A 21,143-nucleotide genomic window follows, 5' to 3' on the forward strand; every position below is an offset into this window, starting at 1 on the left:
CTTAAGAGCAGTCTGGCACTTCCCCCGCGCTGGATTCGCCGAAAAGGCGTAAGGGGGCGGCACAAAATTGCGAAATCATCTGCCCCGGCGATATTTCGAGACACGAAATATTCGCTGCTCGTCATGGCAGGGCCTGGCGAACATCCGGGTCCTCGAGCGTCTGGTCGAGCGTTCGGCGCGTGCGCTCGACGATCACGTCGATGTCGCTGTCTGTGCAGCACAGCGGGGGTGCATAGCCGATAACCCCATGCGCAAACGCACGGATGATGAGGCCGTTGTCCCATGCCCTGTCGAAGACCCGCCGCGCCGGCATGGCCGACGCTGGAAGCGGCGTCTTCTTCTCTTTGTCGACGACCAGTTCGATCGCCGCGAGCATGCCGCGACCGCGCACATCGCCGACCAACGGGTGATCGCGCAAGCCCCACAGGCCAGCCATCAGGCGGGCGCCGGCCTTGATGCCGTTCTCCAGAAGACCGTCTTCGTAGAGCTTCAAAACTTCGAGGGCGACGGCGGCGCTGACCGGGTGGGCGGAATAGGTATAGCCGTGGCCGACCGCCGAGGCGCCCGCGCCATCGGCGATGACCTCGTAGACATGGTCGGCCATGAACACCGCGCCCATCGGAACATAGCCCGAGGTCAGGCCCTTCGCGGTCGTCATGAAATCGGGAACGATGTCCTCGTCCGTGCAGGCAAACAGGGGCCCGGTGCGGCCGAAGCCGGTGATCACCTCATCGGCGATGAACAGGACGCCGTACTCCCGGCAGAGTTCGCGCATGGCCTTGATCCAGCCTTTCGGCGGGACGATGACGCCGCCCGAGCCCTGGATCGGCTCGGCATAGAAGGCGGCGACCCGCTCCGGCCCGATCTCCTCGATCTTGGCCCTCAGCGCGGCGAGCGATGCGGCGATGATCGCGTTGCCGTCCTCGCCGACCGGGTTGCGGTAGGGATAGGGGGAAGGGATCTTGTGCTGCCATTCGAAGGGAATGCCGAAGCCGGCATGAAAGGCGGGCAGGGCAGTGAGGCCCGCGCCGACCACTGACGACCCATGATAGCCCTGCTCGATGGAGATGAACTGGTCGCGCTTCGGCTCGCCCTTCGCATTCCAGTAGTAGCGGACGAAACGGATCGTGCTGTCGACCGCGTCCGACCCTCCCAGCGTGAAATAGACGTGATTGAGATCGCCTGGGGCGCGCTCGGCCAGTTCCGAGGCAAGCCGGATGGCCGGCTCCGAGCCGAGATCGAAATAAGCGGTGGCGTAGGGAAGCTCGCGCATCTGCCGGGCTGCCGCCTCGACGATGCTGTCGTGGCCATAGCCGGCGTTGACGCACCACAACCCCGCGAAACCGTCGAGAAGTTGCCGGCCGGACGCATCGGTCACGGTGACGCCCTTGGCCGATTTCAGCACGCGTACGCCGACCGCCTCATGGCCGCGATAGGAGGCGACCGGATGGATGAGATGGGCGCGGTCGAGTTCGATCAGGGAATTGGCGAGCATTGTTGTCCTCCGGACTAGCCGAGCGCCTGGTTGGCGAGGGCGAAAATTTTTGGCCTGGACTGTTCAGAATCTTTCTTGGGCGGACGGTCCATGGCCACCCCGCCGCCGACATGGGCGAGGCCGATTTCCTCGAGCCAGCCGGCAATGCCGGTCCTGCTGTCGGTATCGACACGCAGGAAGGCGCCGGGGCGGGTCGCGGCGAAGAACGCGATCAGGGCCTTAGCGACGTCAGCACTTCCCGCGATCACCGGACCGATCACCTCGCCGCGTCCGAACGGTCGGATCGCGGCATAGGCCACGATGGCCCCGTTGCGGCGGATCACGGCGAATTGGCCGCGCTCGGCCAGCGCATCGATCAGGGCTTCACGGTCGGCGCCATAGGCACCGCGGTCCAGCGCCTTGATTTCCGGCAGGTTATCGGCGCTTGCTGCGTCCACGCCGTCGGGCGCCTCAAGCTTGGTGACCTTGCCCTGATGCTGCATGATGGTGCCGGAGGGCACGAAGCCCAGCTTCTGATAAAGAGGCATGCCGTCGGTCGTCGCGACGAGCCGCAGCGGACGTTCGCCCGCGAGGGTGAAGGCTTGCTCCATGAGACGGCGCCCGAGCCCCTTGCCCCGCGCGTTCCTGTCGACGATCACCATGTTGATCATGGCGCAGTCCTTGCCGTAGGGCGTGACCAGGATGGTTCCGGCGACGCGGCCCTGGTCGTCGAGCGCGACCGCGCCGCTCGAAAGCTGCAGAGCCATCTGCCAGTCCTGCTGCCGATGCGGCCATTTCTCCTGGCGGGAAAGCGCCACCGCGCCCTCGATGTGGTCGGGCCGGAAGGCCTGGAGTTCGATCTCGCCCTGCTGCATTGAGCGTCCTTTCGTCTGATGCCAAGTTTCGGCCATCGGCGCGCAGCAGATCGTCTGAAGACCTCGGCTTTGGCAGTATCTTTCGCCGTAGCGCGACGGGCGCGCCGCATCTTGTGCCGGGCCGTCCGAAGCGAACGCGCCACGCCACGAAACCGCGCTGCCATCGCCAGGCAAGATGCTACAGCGTGCCAAACGGGATGGCGGATACGGAACTTTCTGCTTTCGGGAGGTTCATTTCGGTCAGGTGACTCGCCGTATGCCGGCATACGATCAGGCATCCCGAATGCGGATGTGCTTCCACCGGAGATCGACGGACATGGCTTCCTTCAGGCCCAGATACATCACCTTCGACTGCTACGGCACGTTGACCTTCTTCCAGATGGCGGAAGCGGCGCGCGATCTCTACGGCAGCCGTCTCGACGAACCGCGCATGCAGGAGTTCATCAAGAACTTCGCGGCCTACCGGCTCGACGAGATCATGGGTGACTGGAAGCCTTATGCCGATGTCGTCCACAACGCGCTCGAACGCGCCTGCAAGCGCAACGGCGTCGCCTTCAGCGCCGAGGACGCCAGAATGGTCTATGAGCGCGTCCCGACCTGGGGGCCGCACCCTGACGTCCCGGCCGGCTTGGCGAAGGTCGCCAAGGAAATCCCGCTGGTCATCCTCTCCAACGCCATGGACGCGCAGATCATGTCCAATGTCGAAAAGCTCGGCGCGCCATTCCATGCCGTCTACACGGCCGAACAGGCGCAGGCCTACAAACCCCGCTTCAGGGCGTTCGAGTATATGTTCGACATGCTGGGCTGCGGCCCGGAAGAGGTGCTTCACTGTTCGTCTTCGTTCCGCTACGACCTGATGTCGGCACACGACCTCGGCATCAAGAACAAGGTCTGGGTCAACCGGGGTCACGAGCCGGCCAACCCGTATTATGGCTATGTCGAGATCGCCGATATTTCGGGTCTTCCGGGCGTGGTCGGGCTTTGAGACAGGCAGGATGCCGATGAAGTTGGTCTCCTACTGGCACGACACCGCCCCAGTCTTTTCCGGCGGCGCCCAGGGCCCGGTCGAGGGGCATTACGACGCCGCCATCATCGGCGGCGGCTTCACCGGTCTCGCCGCCGCGCGCCATCTGGCGAAGGCGGGCGCGAAGGTGGCAGTGCTGGAAGCGGAGCGGGTGGGCTGGGGCGCGTCGGGGCGCAATGGCGGGCACCTGAACAACGGCCTTGCGCATAGCTACCTTTCGGCCAAGGCGGAGCTCGGCAAGGAACGGGCGATCGCACTTTACCGCGCGCTGGACAGTTCCATCGACACTATCGAGGCGCTGGTCGCCGAGGAAGGCATCGATTGCAATTTCCGTCGCGCCGGCAAGCTGAAACTCGCCTCCAAGCCGCAGCATTTCGAAGCGATCGCGCGCAACTTCGAAGCCATTCATGCCGAGGTGGATCCGGACACGGCGCTGCTGTCGGCGACCGATCTCAAGTCCGAGATCGGCTCTCCCTTCCATGGCGCGATGCTGTCGAAGAAGAGCGCCATGATGCATATGGGCCGCTATGTGGCCGGCCTCGCCACGGCCGCCGTCCGCCACGGCGCCGTCATCCACGAGAACGCAGTGGTGACTGACCGCAAGCAGGCCGGCAACAGGCATCAGATCACCACCTCCCGCGGCCAGATCAGCGCCGACAATTTGCTGGTGGCGACCGGGGCGTACACCACGCCGAATTTCGGCTATTTCCGCCGCAGGATCATCTCCGTCGGCAGCTTCATAATCGCCACCAGACCGTTGAGCGATGCCGAGATCGCAGCGACCATGCCTGGCAACCGGACATGCGTGACCTCGATGAATATCGGCAACTATTTCCGGCTTTCGCCGGACAAGCGCCTGATCTTCGGCGGCCGTTCACGCTTTTCGGCGACATCCGACCAGCGCTCCGACGCCAAGAGCGGACAGATATTGCAGGCAGGCCTCGCGGCGATTTTCCCGCAACTCGCCAAGGTCGAGATCGACTATTGCTGGGGCGGGCTGGTCGACATGACCAAGGACCGTTTCCCGCGCGCCGGCTACCAGGACGGAGCCTGGTACGCGATGGGCTATTCCGGCCACGGCGCGCAGCTTTCCACCTATCTCGGCATGATCCTGGCCGACGCCATGCTTGGCCGCGAGGACCGCAATCCGATGAGGGGGCTCGAGTGGCCTTCTATTCCAGGCTACTCGGGCAAGCCCTGGTTCCTGCCGATGGTCGGGCTCTACTACAAGGCGCTCGACCGGATACGGTAGTCAGCAATCCGGCGGGCCGGGCCTCAGCCCAGCCCGCCGATATGGAAGCTCTTCATCTCGAGATATTCCTCGATGCCGGCCTGTGCCCCCTCGCGCCCGAGGCCGGATTGTTTGACGCCGCCGAACGGGGCTACCTCCATCGAGACCGAGCCGGTGTTGAGCCCCACCATGCCGAACTCCAGTGCCTCGCCGACACGCCAGGCGCGTTGCAGGTTTTCGGTGTAGAAGTAGGAGGCAAGCCCATAGGGCGTGCCGTTGGCCAGCGCGATTGCCTCCTCTTCCGTCTCGAAGCGGAAAAGCGGCGCGACCGGACCAAAGGTCTCCTCGCCGGCGAGCTGCATATCCTTTGTGGCGCCCGTCAGCACCAGCGGCGCGACATACTGAGCGCCTTCCGGCAGCGCCGGGCTCGTCGTGACAATTGCGGCGCCTTTGGCGAGCGCGTCCTCGACGTGCCGGTTGATCTTCTCGACCGCTGCCATGTTGATCATCGGCCCGATGGCGACGCCGGGCTGTGTGCCCGGCCCGACTGTCATGGCGTTGACGCGGGCGGAAAGCCTCGCGGCGAAAGTTTCGTAGACGCCGGCCTGGACGAGGATGCGGTTGGCGCAGACGCAGGTCTGACCGCCGTTGCGGAACTTCGAGGCGAGCGCGCCCTCGACGGCGAGGTCGAGGTCGGCGTCGTCGAAGACGATGAAGGGCGCATTGCCGCCGAGCTCCAGGCTGAGCCGCTTCACGCTGTCGGCCGCCCCGCGCATCAGCAGCGAGCCGACTCGCGTCGAGCCGGTGAAGGAGATCTTGCGCACGGTCTCGTTCGCCATGATCTCGTTGCCGATCTCGGCCGGCATGCCGGTGACGATATTGATGACCCCGGCGGGAATGCCCGCCCGTTCGGCGAGCACGCCGAGCGCCAGCGCCGAATAGGGCGTGAACTCGGACGGCTTGACGATCACGGTGCAGCCGGCAGCGAGCGCCGGCGCGACCTTGCGGGTGATCATCGCGTTGGGAAAATTCCACGGCGTGATGATGCCGCACACCCCGACCGGCTCCTTCAGCACGATGATGCGGCGGTCGGACGTCGGCGAAGGAATCGTGTGGCCGTTGATCCGGCGCGCTTCCTCGGCGAACCATTTGACGAAGGAGGCGCCATAGCGGATCTCGCCCCTGGCCTCATCCAGTGGCTTGCCCTGTTCCGTCGTCAGGATCAGTGCCAGATCGTCCAGATGCGCGAGCATCAGGCTATGCCAGGCTTCCAGGAGGCCAGCGCGTTCGGCGTTGGTCTTTTTCCGCCAATCCCGATAGGCGGAAGCCGCGGCATCAATGGCCGCGCGGGTCTCGGAGCCGGCCATGTCGGGCACCGCGCCGATCGCGGTCTGCGTCGCCGGATCGACGACATCGACCGTTCTGCCGGAGCCGGCCCCGACCCATTCGCCACCGATCAGGCCTGCCTGGCGGAAGAGAGTTTTGTCCTTCAAGTTTTTCATCGAAAAGACCTTGCAATCAGGTGAGTGTCGCGATGACGGTGGCCGTGATGGCCTCCGTCCGGTCCTTGCCGGCAATGGTGCCGATGCCTCTGGCGGTCGTCGCCTCGAGCGCCTTCATGACGCGGCCGCCCGCAGCCTTTTCGCCGAGATGATCGAGCATCATGGCGCCGGACCAGATGGCGGCGATCGGATTGGCGATGCCGAGATGGGCGATGTCAGGCGCGGAGCCGTGCACCGGCTCGAACATGGATGGCGCCGAGCGGTCGGGGTTGATGTTGGCGGAGGCGGCGTAGCCCAGCCCGCCCTGGATCGCTGCGCCGATATCGGTCAGGATGTCACCGAAGAGATTGGACGCGACGACCACGTCCAGACTTTCCGGTGCCATGATCATGCGCGCGGCAAGCGCATCGACATGATAGCTGGTCACGGCGACGTCGGAGTATTCCGCGGCGAGCTTTCGCGTGATCTCGTCCCAGAACACCATAGAATATTTCTGCGCATTGGATTTTGTGACGGAGGCAAGCTTGCCCCGCCGTGCCCGTGCCTGCTCGAAGCCGAAGCGAAGGATGCGCTCCACGCCGGCGCGGGTGAAGATCGAGGTCTCTACGGCGACCTCGTCCGCAGTGCCTTGATGCACGCGCCCGCCGGCGCCGGAATATTCGCCTTCGGTGTTCTCGCGGATGCATAGGATGTCAAAGTTTTCCGCCCGTAACGGTCCCGTGACGCCGGGAAGCAGGCGGTGCGGCCGTATGTTGGCGTACTGCACGAATGCCTTGCGAATTGGCAGCAGCAGGCCGTGGAGCGAGACGGAATCCGGCACCTCCGCCGGCCAGCCGACCGCGCCGAGCAGGATGGCGTCGAAGCCGCGCAGGGTCTCAATGCCATCCCCCGGCATCATGCGGCCGGTTTCCTTGTAGAATTTGCAGGACCAGGGAAATTCGGTTGCCCCTAGCGCAAAGCCGGACTGCGTGGCCACCGTTTCCAGCACCGTCCACGCGGCGGCGGTCACATCGCTGCCGATGCCGTCACCGGGGATCAGGGCGATCGAATAGGACTTCATCGGCATCTCTCTAGAGGCTGACCAGGACGCTTTTGGTCCTGCGATTGGCGAGATAGGCCTCGCGGCCAAGGTCCTTGCCGATGCCGGAGCGTTTGTAGCCGCCGGTCGGCAGGATGTGGTCGCGCGAGCGGCTGTAGCGGTTGACCCAGACGGTGCCCGCTTCGAGCTTGCGCGCGATGCGGATCGTGCGGGACAGGTCGGCGGTGAACAGGCCGGAAGCCAAGCCGTAGGTCGGATGGCTGGAGAGCGCCAGCGCCTCGTCCTCGGTCTCGAAGGTCTGGACGGTCAGGACCGGACCGAAGATCTCCTCGACGATCGCCGGATTGGCCTGGTCGACATTGGCAATCAGCGTCGGCTCGTAGAAATAGCCGGGGTTCTCCATCGCCCCGCCGCCGGTCAGGCATTCGCCGCCGGCCTCGATGGCGGCCCGCACGATGCCATCGACACGTGTCCGTTGCCTGTCTGAGATAATGGGCGAATAGTGCGTCGCCTCGTCCCAGGTAGGGCCCGGGCGCACCGCCTTCATCCGCTCCAGAATCGCGGCCGTCAGCCTGTCCGCAACGGTCTTCTCGACAATCAGGCGCGTGCCGGCGACGCAGGCCTGGCCGGCGTTGAAGGTGACGCTGCCGGCGATCGCTGTCGCCGCCTTGTCGAGATCGGCATCCGCAAAGACGAGCTGCGGGCTTTTGCCGCCGAGCTCCAGCGTCATCGGCTTGACGCCGGTGCGCGCGACATTCTCCATGATGGCCGAGCCGGCGCGGGTCGAGCCGGTGAAGCTGACCTTGGCGATCTCTGGATGGCCGGTGAGCACCGTGCCGGTCGTCGGGCCGTCGCCGAGCACGATGTTTATGAGCCCGGCCGGCAAGCCTGCTCTGACGGCGAGCTGCGCCATGTAGACTGCCGAGAAGGGCGTCATCTCGGAGGGCTTCAGCACGACGGCATTGCCGGCGGCCAGCGCCGGGCCGAGCTTCCAGCCGGCCATGGAAATGGGAAAGTTCCACGGTGTGATCGCGCCGACCACGCCATAGGGTTCGCTCATGATCATGCCGAGGCTGGCATCGTCGGTCGGCACGAGCTCGCTGCCTTCCTTGTCGGCGAACTCGGCGAAGAAGCGGATCTGCTCGGCGGTGACGGCGATGTCGCCGGCGATGAGCTGTCCCACGGGCCGGGTCGAGCTCATGGCCTCGATCCTGGCGAGCGTTTCGGCTTCCACCTCGATCAGGTCTGCCCAGGCCTGGAGCGCCTTGGTGCGTTCGCGAGGCCGAATGCCGCCCCAGTTGCTGGACTTCAGTGCGGCTTTGGCGCTCTCTACCGCGCGGGCGACGATGTCGCTGCCGGCAATGGGGCAGGCGGTGTATGACTTGCCGTCAGACGGTCGGCGCATCTCGATCGCACCCTCGGCCGCGATCAGCTCTCCGCCAATGAAATGCCCAACGGGGAAGGGAACTGTATCCGGATCGAAGCTTAGGCTCATGGGCGACCACTTTCCTGCATTGACCGGAGCGTAGCGCGTGCCAGCACGCAGCTTGCGCTGTTCGGCGGCCCGTCGCCGACGAATGTTGCGTGCTGGGCGCGGGGGACGGCAAAATCTTCCGCGCAGGTCGGCGCCTGTCGCCCACGCCCTCTACCCCACGGTTACGTAGATCTTGCGCACCGTTTCGATGGTCTTCCAAACTCCGGTGAAGCCAGGCTTCATCACAAAGCTGTCGCCGGCGCGGTAGGTCACCGGCTTGCCGCCGTCGGGGGTGATTTCGACCATGCCGGAGAGGATGTGACAGAACTCGAAGGTCTCCCCCTTGATCGAGCGCGTCTCCCCAGGCGTCGCCTCCCAGATGCCGGTATGGACGAGGTCGTCCCTGGCCACGTCCTGTGCCCAGGTCTTGAAGGCGGGATTGCCGGCAATCAGCCGTTCGGGCAACGCCTTGGATTCGCGCGGTGAAAAAGCTGGATTGGTGTCGACGGTCTTGAGCAGGAGCAAGGAGCGGCCTTTCGTGTTGGAAATTCAATAGCCGCGCGACCGGTCGACGAGCCCGAAGGGGTCGAGTCCGGCGCGGTGACGCTTGATGTTGTCGATGACGGCGCGGGCGGCGGTCGCTGGCTGGGTGACACTGGCGACATGCGGAGTGAGGATGATCTTCGGATGCGACCAGAACGGATGGCTCGCGGGCAGCGGTTCGGGATCGGTCACGTCGATCATTGCGGCCGACAGGTGGCCGCTGTCGAGCGTGGCGACAAGCGCCTCGTGATCAAGCTGTGGCCCCCGGCCGGTGTGGACGAGCGCCGCGTTCTTGGGCAACTTCGCAAACAGGCCCGCATCAAGGAAGCCACGCGTATCCTCGGTCAGCGGCAGCAGGCAGACCAGTATGTCGCTGGCCGCGAGCATCTGTTCCAGCCCGAGCTCGCCATGATTACAGGTAACGCCCTCGATCCGTCGCGGCGAGCGGCTCCAGCCGGCAAGCGGGAATCCGAAGGGCTTCAACCTGTCCAGGACGGCCTGGCCAAGCTGTCCGAGGCCGAGCACGCCGACCCGGCGCGACCGGGCCTGAAGTTGCGCGATCTCGTTCCACTGGCCGGCGCGCTGCTGCGCCAGATAGGCCGGCAGGTTGCGGTGGAGCGCGAGCACGGCCAGCGTCACATATTCCTGCATCATGCGCGCGATGCCTTCCTCGATCATGCGCACGACCTTCACGTTTTGAGGCACCGCATCGAGGCGAAACTGGTCGACGCCGGCGCCGATGGAAAACAGGATTTCCAGGTTCCTGTAGCGGGCGAGGTTGTCCGGCACGGTCCAGCTGATCAGGTAACGCACGGCGTCGGGATCGACTGTTGCGGCATCGATCGTGAAGGGGACGTCCGGTAATTCCCCCGCGAACGCCTCGGCGAAGACGGCACCGCGGCGCGCATCGGAATTGAACAGGAATGTCATCGTGGTTGCCTCGTCACGACGCGCAGCGCGTGCCCAGCGCCCCGATCAATCGCTGGCAGGCGGCGAGTTCGCTCGCAAGGATGTACTCGTCCGGCTTGTGGGCGCGGCCAATGTCGCCTGGGCCGCAGATGATCGCGTCCAAGCCGGCGGCTTGGTACAGGCCGGCCTCCGTGCCGTAGCTGACGGCCCCGAGCGGCGCTTCGCCGGTCAACTCGCACAGCAGGGTTGTCAGCGCCGCGTCTCGCGGAAGCGATAGCGCCGGATAGGCGCTGATCGGCGTCCATTCGACCTGGAAGCCGTCGGCCGTAAGAACCTCTGCCTGCGCTTTGACGGGCGCAAGCAGGCTGGCCGGATCGACGCCGGGTATGGCGCGCGCCTCCAGGTCCAAAGTGCAGGTGTCGGGAATGATGTTGACTGACTGTCCGCCTGCCACCACGCCCGCCTGCAGCGAGCAGTAGGGCGGCTCGAAGGCAGGGTCGAACGGACCATGTGTCAACCGCTCGGCTTCGCTCACGGCCGCGCTCAGCGCCCCGGCCATGGCATGGATAGCGTTGAGCCCGAGATCGGGCCGCGAGGAATGGCCGGAGCGCCCGTTGATCGTCACGCGGGCGGCTGCCTTGCCCTTGTGGGCGCACACGGCGCGCATGGCGCTCGGCTCGCCGACGATGACGCCGAGCGGTTTCGCGCAAAGGGTAGGCAGGCGGGCAATCAGATGCGGAACGCCGCGGCACCCCACCTCCTCGTCATAGGAGAAGGCGAGATGGATCGGCCTAGCGAGGCGCAGTCCCCTCAGTGCAGGTACGGCCGCGAGCACCGCGGCCAGAAACCCTTTCATGTCGGTGGTGCCACGTCCGTAGAGCCTTTCGCCCTGCTGACGCAGCGCGAAAGGGGCCGAGGTCCATTGCGGCTCGGCGGCGGGGACGACGTCCATGTGGCCGGACAGTACGTAGCCGGGGATATCAGCAGGGCCGATCGTCGCGAAAAGATTGGAACGATCGCCTTCCGGTCCGGGGAGGACGGTGACCTGCGTCCCATGTTCCATGAGATAGGTCTCGATCCAGCCGGCGATACGACCGTTGGGTTTGCCAGCGATCGATGGAAAGGCGACGAGACGGTCGAGGATATCAAAGACGTCCATTCCAGCCCTCAACGGATTTCGGGTCGCCGGATGTGTACCGTCGACCGTATGCTGCAACAACTTGGAACAGCATGTGCGGCTTCTTTCGCGATTGCGTGCTGAAAGCGGAAATGTTTCAGTCGAATCTTGCGTTGGCGCGCGCCTTTCGAGCAAATCGTATCGACCTGGTTGTCTAGCGTTGGCAGGGGCGGGCGGCCATTGTGTGTCACCCGTTATGCAATCGTTCTGAGGCATGAAATTGAAGCCGTCCGGAAGTTTCAAAATCGATGCCTTCTTGATGCGCATCGGCGACATCGAGGGCATCGAACTCGACCGGTTGCACGCGCACTCCCTATCCGTGGGATGGCCGCACCGAGCCGAAGACTGGCAGTTCCTGCGCGAGGTGGGGCAAGGGCTCGTGGCGCTTGATGAGATCGGCCGTGTTCTGGGCTCGGCCATGTGGTTCGCGCATGGCGCCGATTTCGCGACCGTTGGAATGGTCATCACCTCGCCGCGACTGCAGACGCTCGGTGCGGGGCAATGGCTGATGCAGCGGGTCTTCGAGAAGGTCGCCGGGCGCGACCTGCGCCTCAATGCAACCCGGGCGGCAAGGCGGCTCTACCTTTCGCTCGACTTCCAGCCTGAGAAGACCGTCTATCAATACCAGGGCATAGCCCGCATACCAACAACGGATAGTCAGCCGGGCGCGCGCGGCGACATCCGGGCTTTGGCGGCAAGCGATATTCCGGCAGGGATCGCGCTCGACGCGGCCGGCTTTGGCGTGAAGCGGACGCGGCTTATTGAAATGCTCTTCGCGCATTCGGCCGGCTATGGGCTTTTCAAGGGCGACAGGCTGAGCGCCTTCGCGCTCTGCCGGCCGTTCGGGCGCGGCTATGTGGTGGGACCGGTCGTGGCCGAAAGCGATACCGACGCCATAGCTATCGTGCGGCCGCACGTCGCCGACCATTCGGGGTCTTTCCTTCGGGTCGACACCCACATGGACAGCCGCGAGTTCGCCGCCTTTCTCTCGAACGCCGGAATGCCGGTCTTCGATACGGTGCTGACCATGTCGCTGGGCAAACGCCTCGCCGATTTCTCTGTCGGCGGCTCGGCTACGCCGAAGACCTATGCTCTGGCGAGCCAAACTCTCGGATAGTCCGGTGCTTTCGTCGACAATTCAACCATTGCACGGTTGTTCCCTATGTATATCAAGCCTTAAGATCTGAACGTCCGGACATGGACCTCTCAGGCCAGAAGCCGCCAGTCCGGTTTCGGAGCAAGATGACATGGCTGCTTTGGGGGCATCAATCTCGGTCGTTGAGCTCAGCTCGCATGTCACCTGAAAGCAGACTCCTAATCAGATGTCCGAGTGTGACCTAGCAGCCACCCTCAGATATTCTCCGGCGTGACTATTTCGAACGGTATGGACCGTTGAAGAGTTGCGAGCGGTGCTTGTGGTCCGCTGACATCGATCATGGTCTGCACGAGAAGGGCGGAGGTCGCCTCAAGCGGGTGACAGAGAGCTGCAGTGATTAACCCTTCCGACAATCCCCTGCGAGTCTCAGGACCAATGTCGCGGCATACTACCCTGATGCCCGAACGCCTTTCCGAAGGGACCTCTCTCAATGCACGAAGGACACCGGTAATTCCGCCGCCGACGATCAGAATTCCCACGAGATCGGCGGTTGTCTTAAGCAACTCGGCGACCATTCGGTAAGCCTCATGCGATTCCTCGTGGGTTGGGCGGCTTTCCTCCACCGTGAGCCGTGGAGCGTGTTCGCGCAAATACGAACGGAAGCTGGCGTCTGAGACGTCCTGGCACTGATATCGATGGTTGCCAATGAAAACCGCAATTCGACCAGGACCGTGGGTGGTTTGGGCAATCAAAAATGCAGCTGTACGCCCCAGCTTCCAGTTGTCCGTGCCCACATAGGCCGCCCTTTCAGGCGCCGACTGATCCGTGATGTAGGAAACAACTGGTTTTCCCATCTCCTTCAGGGAACGGATGGCTTGGCCAATGATCGGGTGATCCGCCGCGACAACCGCGACGGCGTCGCATTTCTCGCCGAGCGCGATAAGGCGGTTCGAAATAGTATCCGGCGTCAAAATATCGACGAAGTCGACGACAGGGTCGATGACCTCGTCCCGACGCTCGCGACAGGCGGTAACGATCTTCTTCCCGAACAACTGGTAGAGGTCACGGGTCGACTGCTGGAGCAGGAAACCCAATCGGTAATGTGGCGATATTTTACGAGCACGATCGTCGATCGCCCCGATACCGTAAAAGCCAATTTCTTCTGCAGCACCTTGGACGCGTTGGACTGTTTTCGGCCGCACGGAAACGGTGCCACCCAAAATTCTGTTCACAGTCGCGACTGATACGCCTGCCGCAGTGGCGAGATCGTGGATTGTCGGCCGCTTCATTGAACGCCCATTCCTCTTCTGTATCATCATGATTGAAACTAAATGATACAAATGCAATTTTGATATTATTTCTGCCTTCTCCGAATATCAACCCTCCGATATGAATTGCGCCGAACGAGGGCTCGGCCGGCTGAGCCCCAGGGCGGGGTCTGAACCCCGCAGTCACCAGACGGATCAGGGTGAGGAGGCGCTGTTACGATGGATGACCTTCAGTATGGAACACGCGACAAGCGCGGCAGCTGGGCTCCCCATCGCCGGGCAGAGCCGGCACCGATCTGGCACCGTCCGTTCAATGCGAAAAAGGTCTTGGCCTGGATTCCTGAATTCTTCTGGCCGTGGAATACCTTCCACCTCGCCACGTCGCTCATTTGGGTCAACCTGCTGATCCCGAGCTGGCAGAGCCTCGCGAGCCTTTCGCTGCTAAACTACCTTTGGCTATACGGCCTCAACGCCGCTGGGATTTTTCTTTTCTACGGCTTCTTCGAGCTGCGCTACTATGTCCAGCGCAAACAACAGAACCGCTTCAAGTACAATCCAAAGTTTCCCTCGGACGCGCCGTCCGACGTGTTCTGGTTTCAAAGCCAGAACATCGACAATTTCGCCCGCTCGTTTTTCGTCACCATACCACTGTGGACGGTAGTCGAGATCGTGATGTTGTGGGTCTATGCCAACAGCTGGGCGGTCTGGCTGCCATGGACCACGAACTGGCTTTACCTGTCGTTCCTGGTGCTTATCGCGCCTGCCGTGCATGAGGTCTATTTCTTCTTCCTGCACCGGGCGATCCATTGGGCTCCGCTCTACAAATGGGTGCACTCGGTCCACCACAATTCGATCAATCCGAGCCCGTGGTCGTCGCTGTCGATGCATCCGGTTGAGGGCTTCCTCTATCATGCCGAAGCCTGGCTGCACCTGTTGATCCCGTCCAACCCGGTCTGCGCCTATTTCACGCTGCATGGAGCGGGCTTCGGCGCGGTCAACGGCCACCTCGGCTTCGAGACGTTTGAAATCACCGACAAGATCAATCTCGATAGCCATTCTTACGTGCATTACCTGCACCACAAATACTTCGAGGTGAATTACGGCGGCGACGGGCTTGTGCCCCTCGATAAGCTGTTCGGCACTTGGCACGACGGCAGTAAGGAAGCCGACGAAGTCATGAAGACCCGCTTTCGTAAGAAAAAGGAAAAGGTACGGAGCCGACAGGAAGGCCGCGGCGATCCAGCGTCTGGAATGCCGGCCGAATAGCGAAACCAAGCGCTGTTTTCGGCTGAGTCCGTGAGGAGCGGGCCTGGAACAGGAAGACTTTTGTCGAAACCCTACGGGGCAATCTGGGAGGAAAAACTATGAAGCTTTTCAAGATGCTTGTGTCGACAGCGGTGCTGGTCGGCTTCAGCACCGGCGCGACGCTTGCCGCCAACATCTTCGTCGTCGGCGGCAAGCCCGACGATCCGTTCTGGTCGATCGTCAAGCGCGGCGCCGAAGACGCCGGCAAGGTGGTCGAGGCTCAGGGTGGCAAGGTCACTTGGCTCGGGCCGCAGAACTACGACAATCTGGGCGTGGACGCCGCCGAACTGATCCGCCAAGCCATCGACCAGAAGGCGGACGCCATTGTCGGCCCGGACTGGGTGCCGGAAGCGATGGACCCTGCGTTCAAGGCTGTCAGGGATGCGGGCATTCCGCTGCTCATCTACAATGCCGGCGGGCTGAAAGCGGCCGATCGTCTTGGCGCCATGAACTATGTCGGCTCGGACGATTACAAGGGCGGTGTCGCGGCTGGCGAGTACCTTGCCAAGGGCGGCAACAAGAAGGGCGTCTGCATCAACACGCTGCCAGGCGCCGCCAATATCGAGGCCTTCTGCGGCGGCTTCAAGGAGGGGATGAAGAACGGCGGCGGCGAAGCCGACGTCCTGCCATTGCCTGCTACATCCTTCGGCTCGGCCACGGCCGTCGCGCAGGCGGTGAAAGCCTATCTGCTGCAGCACCAGGATGTGAACGCTGTCTTTACGATCGGCAACGTCGACGCCAACTCCGCCATGAACGGTCTTACGCAGGCCGGCAAGGTCGGGAAAGTGCAACTCTGCGGCATGAACTTTGACGAAACCATCCTGAACAACATCAAGGATGGCAAGCAGGCCTGCGCGATCGATCAGCAAGGCTACCTGCAGGGATACCTGGCCGTTGCGATCCTGAATGGCCACGTCAACTATGGTTTGTCGGTGCCCACCCGCGAGATCCTTACGGGACCAGGCATCATCGACAAGGCAAATGTCGACGCCACCATCGCTGGCGTGAAGGCCGGGACGCGATAATCCTCCCGCCTGGGCCGCTTTCGCGTTTGCGGCGGCGGCCCTTTTTTCTCTCTCTGCGGCGGCGACATCAAGGCTGGCCGTAAGCTCGCGGATTACCCTAATGGCACATCCCGTGACGTCCACATCAACGCCGGCGATTGACCGCCCGCAGTCCGGACTGGCACTCGGCCGCCTGGCGCGACGACCAGAGTCGGGGTCGTTTCTCGGCATGATCGCTGTTCTTCTTTTCTTTGGCGTGTTCGGCGGAAGCGGCTTTATGTCAGCAGCCGGCGCGGCGAGTTGGTTGAACATCGCTTCCGAGATCGGCATCATCGCGCTGCCGATAGGGTTGCTGATGATCGCTGGCGAATTAGATATCTCGGTCGGCGCCGTGATCCCGGCGGCATCGCTGACCGCTGCCATCATCTCCGGTCATTATGGGCTCCCCGACTGGCTTGGCATAACGGCCGCGCTCGGACTCGGTCTCGCCGTCGGCCTCCTCAACGGCCTGCTCGTCACGAGAACGTCCATCCCATCCCTGATAATCACCATCGGCACCATGTTCGGCACGATGGGTCTGACGCTGGGTCTCACCGTCAAGATCGCTGGCAGCACCGGGGTCTCGCTTGTGCCGGATCCGTTCACCAAGGAAATCCTAGGTGATTATCTCGGTGGCATGTTCCAGGTCACGATCCTGTGGTGGGTGGTGTTCGTGGTTGGCCTGTTCTGGCTGTTGCACATCTCGCCGATAGGCAACTGGATCTATGCGCTCGGCGGCGACAAGGAGAGCGCGCGCAATGTCGGCGTCCCAACCAAGCGCCTGAGCATCGGCCTTTTCATGCTGTCCGGCTTCAGCGCCGCTTTCGTCGGCGTCAGCGAGGTGATGGTCTATCAGAGTGCGCAGGTTCTGGCGGGCCAGTCCTTCATCTTCAATTCCATCATGTGCGTGGTCATCGGCGGCGTTTTGCTCACCGGTGGCTTCGGCTCGGTCGTTGGCATCGTGTTCGGCACTCTCACCTTCTCGATCGTGAACCAGGGCATCTACTTCACGAGTTTGGACCCCAATGTTGGAAGCGTCATCATCGGCGTGCTCCTCCTGATTGCGGTGCTGACCAACGACACCTTCCGGCAACTCGCGCTCAGCTATTCGTCGAAGAAGGGAGGGCGGTCATGATGGACGCAATCAGATCCTTGTTGCGGCGTCCGGAAGCCGGGTCGATCCTCAGTCTCATCGGCGTGGTGCTGTTCTTCGTTTTGTTCGGCGGCGCCAATCTGGGCACACTCGTTGGCGCGGCGAGTTGGGTCAATTTCGCGGCCAATCTCGGCATTGTCGCCATTCCCGTCGGCCTGTTGATGATCTCAGGCGAGCTCGACATCTCCATCGGCGCACTGATCCCGGCGGGTTCGATGACCACTGCCATCCTCACTGGCTATTACGGGCTGCCCATATCGGTCGGAATAGCAGGAGCGCTGGCGATAGGCGTGGCGGTCGGCCTGGTCAACGGCCTGCTGACGATACGTACCTCCGTGCCCTCGCTTATCATTACCCTGGCCACGCTGGTCGCCATGCAAGGGGTGGTGCTCAGCGGGTCGGTACTTCTGACCGGCAATGCCAGCGTTGCGGTAACCGCGCCGGACTGGGCCAAATTCCTGTTCGGCCAGCTGATCGGCGGCAGTCACCAAGTCATCATCGTCTGGTGGCTAGCATTCGCCGCTATCATAGGATTCGTTCTGCACAAAACCCGCTACGGCAACTGGCTCTTTGCAATGGGCGGCGACCGCATCAGCGCCCGTAATGCTGGCATTCCGACTGATCGCTTGACCATTGCGCTTTTTGTGTTGTCCGCTGTCAGTGCAACGTTCGTTGGCATCTGCCAGGCGATCCTGTTCAATTCCGCCCAAGTCTCCGGCGGCATGAACTTCATCTTCAACGCCATCGTCTCCGTGGTGGTGGGCGGCGTCCTGCTGACCGGTGGCTTCGGGTCCGTCCTCGGCATTTTCGTTGGCACCATCACCTTCGCCATTGTCAGCCAGGGCATCTACTTTACGCAGATCGACCGAAACTGGTCGAACCTGATCATCGGCGTGATGCTCCTGATAGCCGTGCTGATGAACCAGTCGTTCCGTGACCTGGCTCTGTACTTCAGGCCGCGGAGCAAGCGAAGCCTGCCGCGGGAGCCAGCAAATCCATGAGAAATGAGTTGTTAGAGCAGTCCAAGCCCGCGGTCACATGGTTGGCCAAGGATAGGGCTTCGATGAACAGCCTGGCTAGTCGGCAGCATCAATCCCACCGGGCGCGATAGGAAGGGCTGAGCACGCCATGAACGACAAACCTGCCATTCTCGAACTGAAGAACGTCAACAAATCCTTCGGCCCAATCGACGTCCTGCACGATATTTCGCTCAAGGTGCGTGCGGGCGAGGTGCTTTGTCTGCTCGGCGACAACGGCGCCGGCAAGTCGACCCTCATCAAGACCTTGGCTGGTGTCCATAAGCCCACCAGCGGGCAGATACTGATGGACGGTCAGCCAGTAACTTTCGTCGGACCGAGTGACGCGCAGGGGCGGGGTATTGCCACGGTGCACCAGTTCGGCGGCACGTTCCCGCTGATGAGCATCGGGCGGTCTTTCTTTGTTGGGGTCGAGCCGACCAAAGGTTGGGGACCGTTCAGGATCTACGACCGCAAGCGCGCCAACGAAATCGCGGTGAAAGCGGTGCGGGATTTCGGCATCACCCGTATTGATGACGGTGACCGCTTGGTTGGGGGCCTGTCGGGCGGCGAGCGCCAGTCGCTCGCCATTGCCCGCGCCGTGTATTTTGGAGCGCGTGTGCTGATCCTGGATGAGCCGACCGCTGCGCTCGGCGTCAAGCAGGCCTCGCACGTGCTGCGTATCGTCAACGAGGCCAAGAGGCGCGGCCTGGCGGTGGTCTTCATAACTCACCAGGTCATGCACGCCATGGCCGTCGGTGATCATTTCGCAGTGCTGATCCGTGGCGCCATCGCCGCCGATTTCCGCAAGGGCGAAAAGTCCCGCGAGGAGATCACAGATCTGATGGCTGGCGGCGAGACCATGGCTGACCTCGAAGCGCAGGTTGAGGGTTACATGGAGACCCATGAGGGGCATCCGCCGTCCCCGCAGGTGCTGGAGGTCCCAGCCGCTTACTAGACTTGCTCGGGAGGCTATCCAGTCCGGCTCGGCTTCATCTCGTCGCTTGTCGCGGCCCCGTAAACTCGAAAGCAAAAAACAGGACAGAAATGACAGTTCGTATTGCAGTGATCGGCGCCGGCTTGATGGGCGCGGATCATGCCAAGATAGTCGCGGAGGAACTGCCCGGCGCAACCCTTCAATTGGTTTGCGACATGGATGAGCAGCGCGCTCGCCGCGTCGCCGATGCGTGCGGGGCCTTCGACATTGCGACCGACCCCAAGGACGCCATCGCGCGGCAAGACGTCGACGCCGTCATCATTGCGAGTCCCGATTTCACGCATGCGCCGCTTGCGATGGCCTGCATCGCCGCCGGCAAGCGGGTGCTGTGCGAAAAGCCCCTGTCACAAGCCTCGGCTGACTGCGTCGCGGTGATGGAAGCCGAACAGAAGGCGGGGGCGAAGTTCGTCCAGCTCGGCTTCATGCGGCGTTACGATCGTTCCTACCAGGAGATGAAGCGGGCTCTGGATGATGGCCACCTCGGCCGGGCGCTGGTGATGCATAATTTCCACCGCAATGTTGAAACGCCTGCAGCCGATTTCACCGGTGCGATGGCTATCACCAATTCCGCCCCGCATGAATTCGACGTCGTGCGTTACGTGCTGGGGACGGAATATGCCTCTATTTCCGCATTCCAGCCGAGACGCTCGGACGCGCGGGTCGCGCCCGTCGTGATGGTGCTGGAAACGGTGGACGGCCAGCTCGTCAACATCGAGATCAACAACAACGCAGCCTATGGCTATGACGTCCGTGCCGAGCTGATCGGCGAGCGGGGAGCCGTTGCGACGAATAATGTTGCGTACACCCGCACCGAGTCCGAGCTCACCCAAAGCACAAGCTACGACGCAGACTGGCGGACCCGCTATTACGACGCCTATCGCCGCCAGAACCGCGACTTCCTTCGCTTCGTGATGACTGGCGAGTTCCCCGCGACCGCCTCGGATTGCTGGGACGGCTATTGCGCCGCCGTCGTCGCCGAGGCTGGCGTGGTGGCGCTGAGGGAGGCCCGTCACACACCCATCCAGATGATTGCAAAGCCGGAGTTCTACGCGTGAAGCTGGGTTTCGTTTCAGACAGTCTCGGCAACCTGCCGTTCGACGCCGTGCTCGATCATGCCCGGCGCATGGGGGTATCCGGCATCGAGGTGAACACCTGTGGCTGGTCGACCGCCCCGCATTTCCGGCTGTCGTCCATGCTGGGCGACAGGGAAGCCCAGAAGCGGTTCGCCGGCGCGTTCGAGGAACGCGGGCTGGAGATCATCAGCCTGAACGCGAACGGCAATCCGCTGCATCCGACCGATCCGTCCCAGGGCGAGGGATTGAAAGACACGATCCGCGTCGCCGGCGAAATGGGCATCCGCACCGTCTGCACGATGAGCGGTCTGCCGGCCGGCAGCGCCAGCGACAGCCTGCCAAACTGGGTCGTCTCCTCGTGGCCGCCGGAAACGCAGACCATTCTCAAATATCAATGGGAAGACAGGCTAATCCCGTTCTGGTCCGAGATCGTGGCGCTGGCGAAGGAAAACGGTGTCGAGCGCATCGCACTCGAACTGCACGGCAATCAGTGCGTATACAACGTGCCTTTGCTTCTGAAATTGCGAGAAGCGGTCGGGCCTGTCGTGGGCGCCAATCTCGACCCCTCGCACCTGTTCTGGATGGGCGCCGACCCACTCGCCGCCGCCGAGGCGCTGGGCGAGGCCGTGTACCATGTTCACGCCAAGGATACGATGCTCAACCGGCCCGTTCAGGCCACGACCTCGCTGCTTGAGAATGGCAGCCTCATGGACATTCCGGCCCGCTCCTGGAGCTACATCACGCTTGGGTTCGGCCATGGCCAGGAGTGGTGGCGGCAGTTCTGCTATCGGCTCAAGATGGCTGGCTATGACGGCTGGCTTTCCATCGAGCACGAGGACGTACTTCTCAATTCGCTCGAGGGGCTGGAGAAGTCCGTCGCGCTGCTCCAGGGCGTGATGCCATCAGCCCCCGCGGACTTCAAACCACAAGATATCTGAGGAGAC

The 21,143-nt window shown here is 62.9% G+C and carries 19 protein-coding genes; 10 read left to right on the top strand and 9 right to left on the bottom strand.

Going from position 1 to position 21,143, the window contains the following annotated elements; translation table 11 throughout:
- Nucleotides 1-121 precede the first annotated feature (121 nt).
- On the bottom strand, nucleotides 122-1,495 hold the full coding sequence (locus tag FJ938_RS24315; RefSeq protein ID WP_140698213.1) for an aspartate aminotransferase family protein: 1,374 nt from the start codon (nucleotides 1,493-1,495) through the stop codon (nucleotides 122-124).
- A 14-nt stretch (nucleotides 1,496-1,509) separates the two neighbouring features.
- Entirely contained in the window at nucleotides 1,510-2,349 is an 840-nt protein-coding gene (locus tag FJ938_RS24320; RefSeq protein WP_140698216.1) for a GNAT family N-acetyltransferase, read from the bottom strand.
- Nucleotides 2,350-2,665: 316 nt separating this feature from the next.
- On the opposite strand from FJ938_RS24320, the gene FJ938_RS24325 reads away from it, so the two are divergent.
- Nucleotides 2,666-3,334, top strand: coding sequence for a haloacid dehalogenase type II (locus FJ938_RS24325; protein WP_140698220.1), 669 nt, complete (start codon nucleotides 2,666-2,668; stop codon nucleotides 3,332-3,334).
- 16 nt (nucleotides 3,335-3,350) lie between these two features.
- Complete coding sequence (locus FJ938_RS24330) at nucleotides 3,351-4,625, top strand: FAD-binding oxidoreductase (protein ID WP_140698285.1); 1,275 nt, start codon at nucleotides 3,351-3,353, stop codon at nucleotides 4,623-4,625.
- A gap of 23 nt (nucleotides 4,626-4,648) precedes the next feature.
- Here FJ938_RS24330 and FJ938_RS24335 read toward each other — a convergent pair whose 3' ends face one another.
- The 6 genes from FJ938_RS24335 to argE all read right to left on the bottom strand — a co-directional run bounded on the left by FJ938_RS24335 (nucleotide 4,649) and on the right by argE (nucleotide 11,230).
- On the bottom strand, nucleotides 4,649-6,106 hold the full coding sequence (locus tag FJ938_RS24335) for an NAD-dependent succinate-semialdehyde dehydrogenase (RefSeq protein ID WP_140698222.1): 1,458 nt from the start codon (nucleotides 6,104-6,106) through the stop codon (nucleotides 4,649-4,651).
- Nucleotides 6,107-6,122: 16 nt separating this feature from the next.
- Entirely contained in the window at nucleotides 6,123-7,166 is a 1,044-nt protein-coding gene (locus tag FJ938_RS24340; protein WP_140698225.1) for a tartrate dehydrogenase, read from the bottom strand.
- A gap of 10 nt (nucleotides 7,167-7,176) precedes the next feature.
- Nucleotides 7,177-8,640: an aldehyde dehydrogenase gene (locus FJ938_RS24345; protein WP_140610882.1), complete on the bottom strand. Its 1,464-nt coding sequence runs from the start codon at nucleotides 8,638-8,640 to the stop codon at nucleotides 7,177-7,179.
- Nucleotides 8,641-8,790: 150 nt separating this feature from the next.
- Entirely contained in the window at nucleotides 8,791-9,144 is a 354-nt protein-coding gene (locus FJ938_RS24350; protein ID WP_140610883.1) for a cupin domain-containing protein, read from the bottom strand.
- A 24-nt stretch (nucleotides 9,145-9,168) separates the two neighbouring features.
- Nucleotides 9,169-10,092, bottom strand: a complete 924-nt coding sequence (locus FJ938_RS24355) for a glyoxylate/hydroxypyruvate reductase A (protein WP_140698228.1) — start codon at nucleotides 10,090-10,092, stop codon at nucleotides 9,169-9,171.
- Between the two features lie 13 nt (nucleotides 10,093-10,105).
- On the bottom strand, nucleotides 10,106-11,230 hold the full coding sequence (gene argE / locus FJ938_RS24360; RefSeq protein ID WP_140698232.1) for an acetylornithine deacetylase: 1,125 nt from the start codon (nucleotides 11,228-11,230) through the stop codon (nucleotides 10,106-10,108).
- A 232-nt stretch (nucleotides 11,231-11,462) separates the two neighbouring features.
- Here argE and FJ938_RS24365 point away from each other — a divergent pair, with 232 nt between their 5' ends.
- Complete coding sequence (locus FJ938_RS24365) at nucleotides 11,463-12,365, top strand: GNAT family N-acetyltransferase (RefSeq protein ID WP_140698235.1); 903 nt, start codon at nucleotides 11,463-11,465, stop codon at nucleotides 12,363-12,365.
- A gap of 233 nt (nucleotides 12,366-12,598) precedes the next feature.
- Here FJ938_RS24365 and FJ938_RS24370 read toward each other — a convergent pair whose 3' ends face one another.
- The gene (locus FJ938_RS24370) at nucleotides 12,599-13,633 is read right to left on the bottom strand and encodes a LacI family DNA-binding transcriptional regulator (RefSeq protein ID WP_140698239.1); all 1,035 of its coding nucleotides are present in this window, start codon (nucleotides 13,631-13,633) and stop codon (nucleotides 12,599-12,601) included.
- 198 nt (nucleotides 13,634-13,831) lie between these two features.
- Between FJ938_RS24370 and FJ938_RS24375 the strand changes: the two genes are divergently transcribed.
- The 7 genes from FJ938_RS24375 to FJ938_RS24405 all read left to right on the top strand — a co-directional run bounded on the left by FJ938_RS24375 (nucleotide 13,832) and on the right by FJ938_RS24405 (nucleotide 21,137).
- On the top strand, nucleotides 13,832-14,878 hold the full coding sequence (locus FJ938_RS24375; RefSeq protein ID WP_140698242.1) for a sterol desaturase family protein: 1,047 nt from the start codon (nucleotides 13,832-13,834) through the stop codon (nucleotides 14,876-14,878).
- 113 nt (nucleotides 14,879-14,991) lie between these two features.
- The gene (locus tag FJ938_RS24380; protein WP_140698288.1) at nucleotides 14,992-15,942 is read left to right on the top strand and encodes a sugar ABC transporter substrate-binding protein; all 951 of its coding nucleotides are present in this window, start codon (nucleotides 14,992-14,994) and stop codon (nucleotides 15,940-15,942) included.
- 208 nt (nucleotides 15,943-16,150) lie between these two features.
- Nucleotides 16,151-17,095 carry an ABC transporter permease gene (locus tag FJ938_RS24385; protein ID WP_246673497.1) on the top strand — a complete coding sequence of 315 codons (945 nt, stop codon included), beginning with the start codon at nucleotides 16,151-16,153 and terminating at the stop codon, nucleotides 17,093-17,095.
- Nucleotides 17,095-18,114: an ABC transporter permease gene (locus tag FJ938_RS24390; RefSeq protein WP_140698291.1), complete on the top strand. Its 1,020-nt coding sequence runs from the start codon at nucleotides 17,095-17,097 to the stop codon at nucleotides 18,112-18,114. Before FJ938_RS24385 ends, FJ938_RS24390 begins: the two co-directional genes overlap by 1 nt.
- A 127-nt stretch (nucleotides 18,115-18,241) precedes the next feature.
- Entirely contained in the window at nucleotides 18,242-19,087 is an 846-nt protein-coding gene (locus FJ938_RS24395; protein ID WP_140698248.1) for an ATP-binding cassette domain-containing protein, read from the top strand.
- 89 nt (nucleotides 19,088-19,176) lie between these two features.
- Nucleotides 19,177-20,181, top strand: a complete 1,005-nt coding sequence (locus tag FJ938_RS24400; protein WP_140698251.1) for a Gfo/Idh/MocA family oxidoreductase — start codon at nucleotides 19,177-19,179, stop codon at nucleotides 20,179-20,181.
- Nucleotides 20,178-21,137, top strand: a complete 960-nt coding sequence (locus FJ938_RS24405; protein WP_140698254.1) for a sugar phosphate isomerase/epimerase — start codon at nucleotides 20,178-20,180, stop codon at nucleotides 21,135-21,137. The genes FJ938_RS24400 and FJ938_RS24405 overlap by 4 nt, the downstream gene beginning before the upstream one ends.
- Nucleotides 21,138-21,143 lie beyond the last annotated feature (6 nt).

The organism is Mesorhizobium sp. B2-4-14, assembly GCF_006442155.1.
Lineage (GTDB): Bacteria > Pseudomonadota > Alphaproteobacteria > Rhizobiales > Rhizobiaceae > Mesorhizobium.

Excerpts from the sequence above, each read along its gene's own strand:
- FJ938_RS24315 (WP_140698213.1), bottom strand. The coding sequence starts at position 1,495 with ATGCTCGCCAATTCCCTGATCGAACTCGACCGCGCCCATCTCATCCAT.
- FJ938_RS24320 (WP_140698216.1), bottom strand. The coding sequence starts at position 2,349 with ATGCAGCAGGGCGAGATCGAACTCCAGGCCTTCCGGCCCGACCACATC.
- FJ938_RS24325 (WP_140698220.1), top strand. The coding sequence starts at position 2,666 with ATGGCTTCCTTCAGGCCCAGATACATCACCTTCGACTGCTACGGCACG.
- FJ938_RS24330 (WP_140698285.1), top strand. The coding sequence starts at position 3,351 with ATGAAGTTGGTCTCCTACTGGCACGACACCGCCCCAGTCTTTTCCGGC.
- FJ938_RS24335 (WP_140698222.1), bottom strand. The coding sequence starts at position 6,106 with ATGAAAAACTTGAAGGACAAAACTCTCTTCCGCCAGGCAGGCCTGATC.
- FJ938_RS24340 (WP_140698225.1), bottom strand. The coding sequence starts at position 7,166 with ATGAAGTCCTATTCGATCGCCCTGATCCCCGGTGACGGCATCGGCAGC.
- FJ938_RS24345 (WP_140610882.1), bottom strand. The coding sequence starts at position 8,640 with ATGAGCCTAAGCTTCGATCCGGATACAGTTCCCTTCCCCGTTGGGCAT.
- FJ938_RS24355 (WP_140698228.1), bottom strand. The coding sequence starts at position 10,092 with ATGACATTCCTGTTCAATTCCGATGCGCGCCGCGGTGCCGTCTTCGCC.
- argE (WP_140698232.1), bottom strand. The coding sequence starts at position 11,230 with ATGGACGTCTTTGATATCCTCGACCGTCTCGTCGCCTTTCCATCGATC.
- FJ938_RS24365 (WP_140698235.1), top strand. The coding sequence starts at position 11,463 with ATGAAATTGAAGCCGTCCGGAAGTTTCAAAATCGATGCCTTCTTGATG.
- FJ938_RS24370 (WP_140698239.1), bottom strand. The coding sequence starts at position 13,633 with ATGAAGCGGCCGACAATCCACGATCTCGCCACTGCGGCAGGCGTATCA.
- FJ938_RS24375 (WP_140698242.1), top strand. The coding sequence starts at position 13,832 with ATGGATGACCTTCAGTATGGAACACGCGACAAGCGCGGCAGCTGGGCT.
- FJ938_RS24380 (WP_140698288.1), top strand. The coding sequence starts at position 14,992 with ATGCTTGTGTCGACAGCGGTGCTGGTCGGCTTCAGCACCGGCGCGACG.
- FJ938_RS24385 (WP_246673497.1), top strand. The coding sequence starts at position 16,151 with ATGATCGCTGTTCTTCTTTTCTTTGGCGTGTTCGGCGGAAGCGGCTTT.
- FJ938_RS24390 (WP_140698291.1), top strand. The coding sequence starts at position 17,095 with ATGGACGCAATCAGATCCTTGTTGCGGCGTCCGGAAGCCGGGTCGATC.
- FJ938_RS24395 (WP_140698248.1), top strand. The coding sequence starts at position 18,242 with ATGAACGACAAACCTGCCATTCTCGAACTGAAGAACGTCAACAAATCC.
- FJ938_RS24400 (WP_140698251.1), top strand. The coding sequence starts at position 19,177 with ATGACAGTTCGTATTGCAGTGATCGGCGCCGGCTTGATGGGCGCGGAT.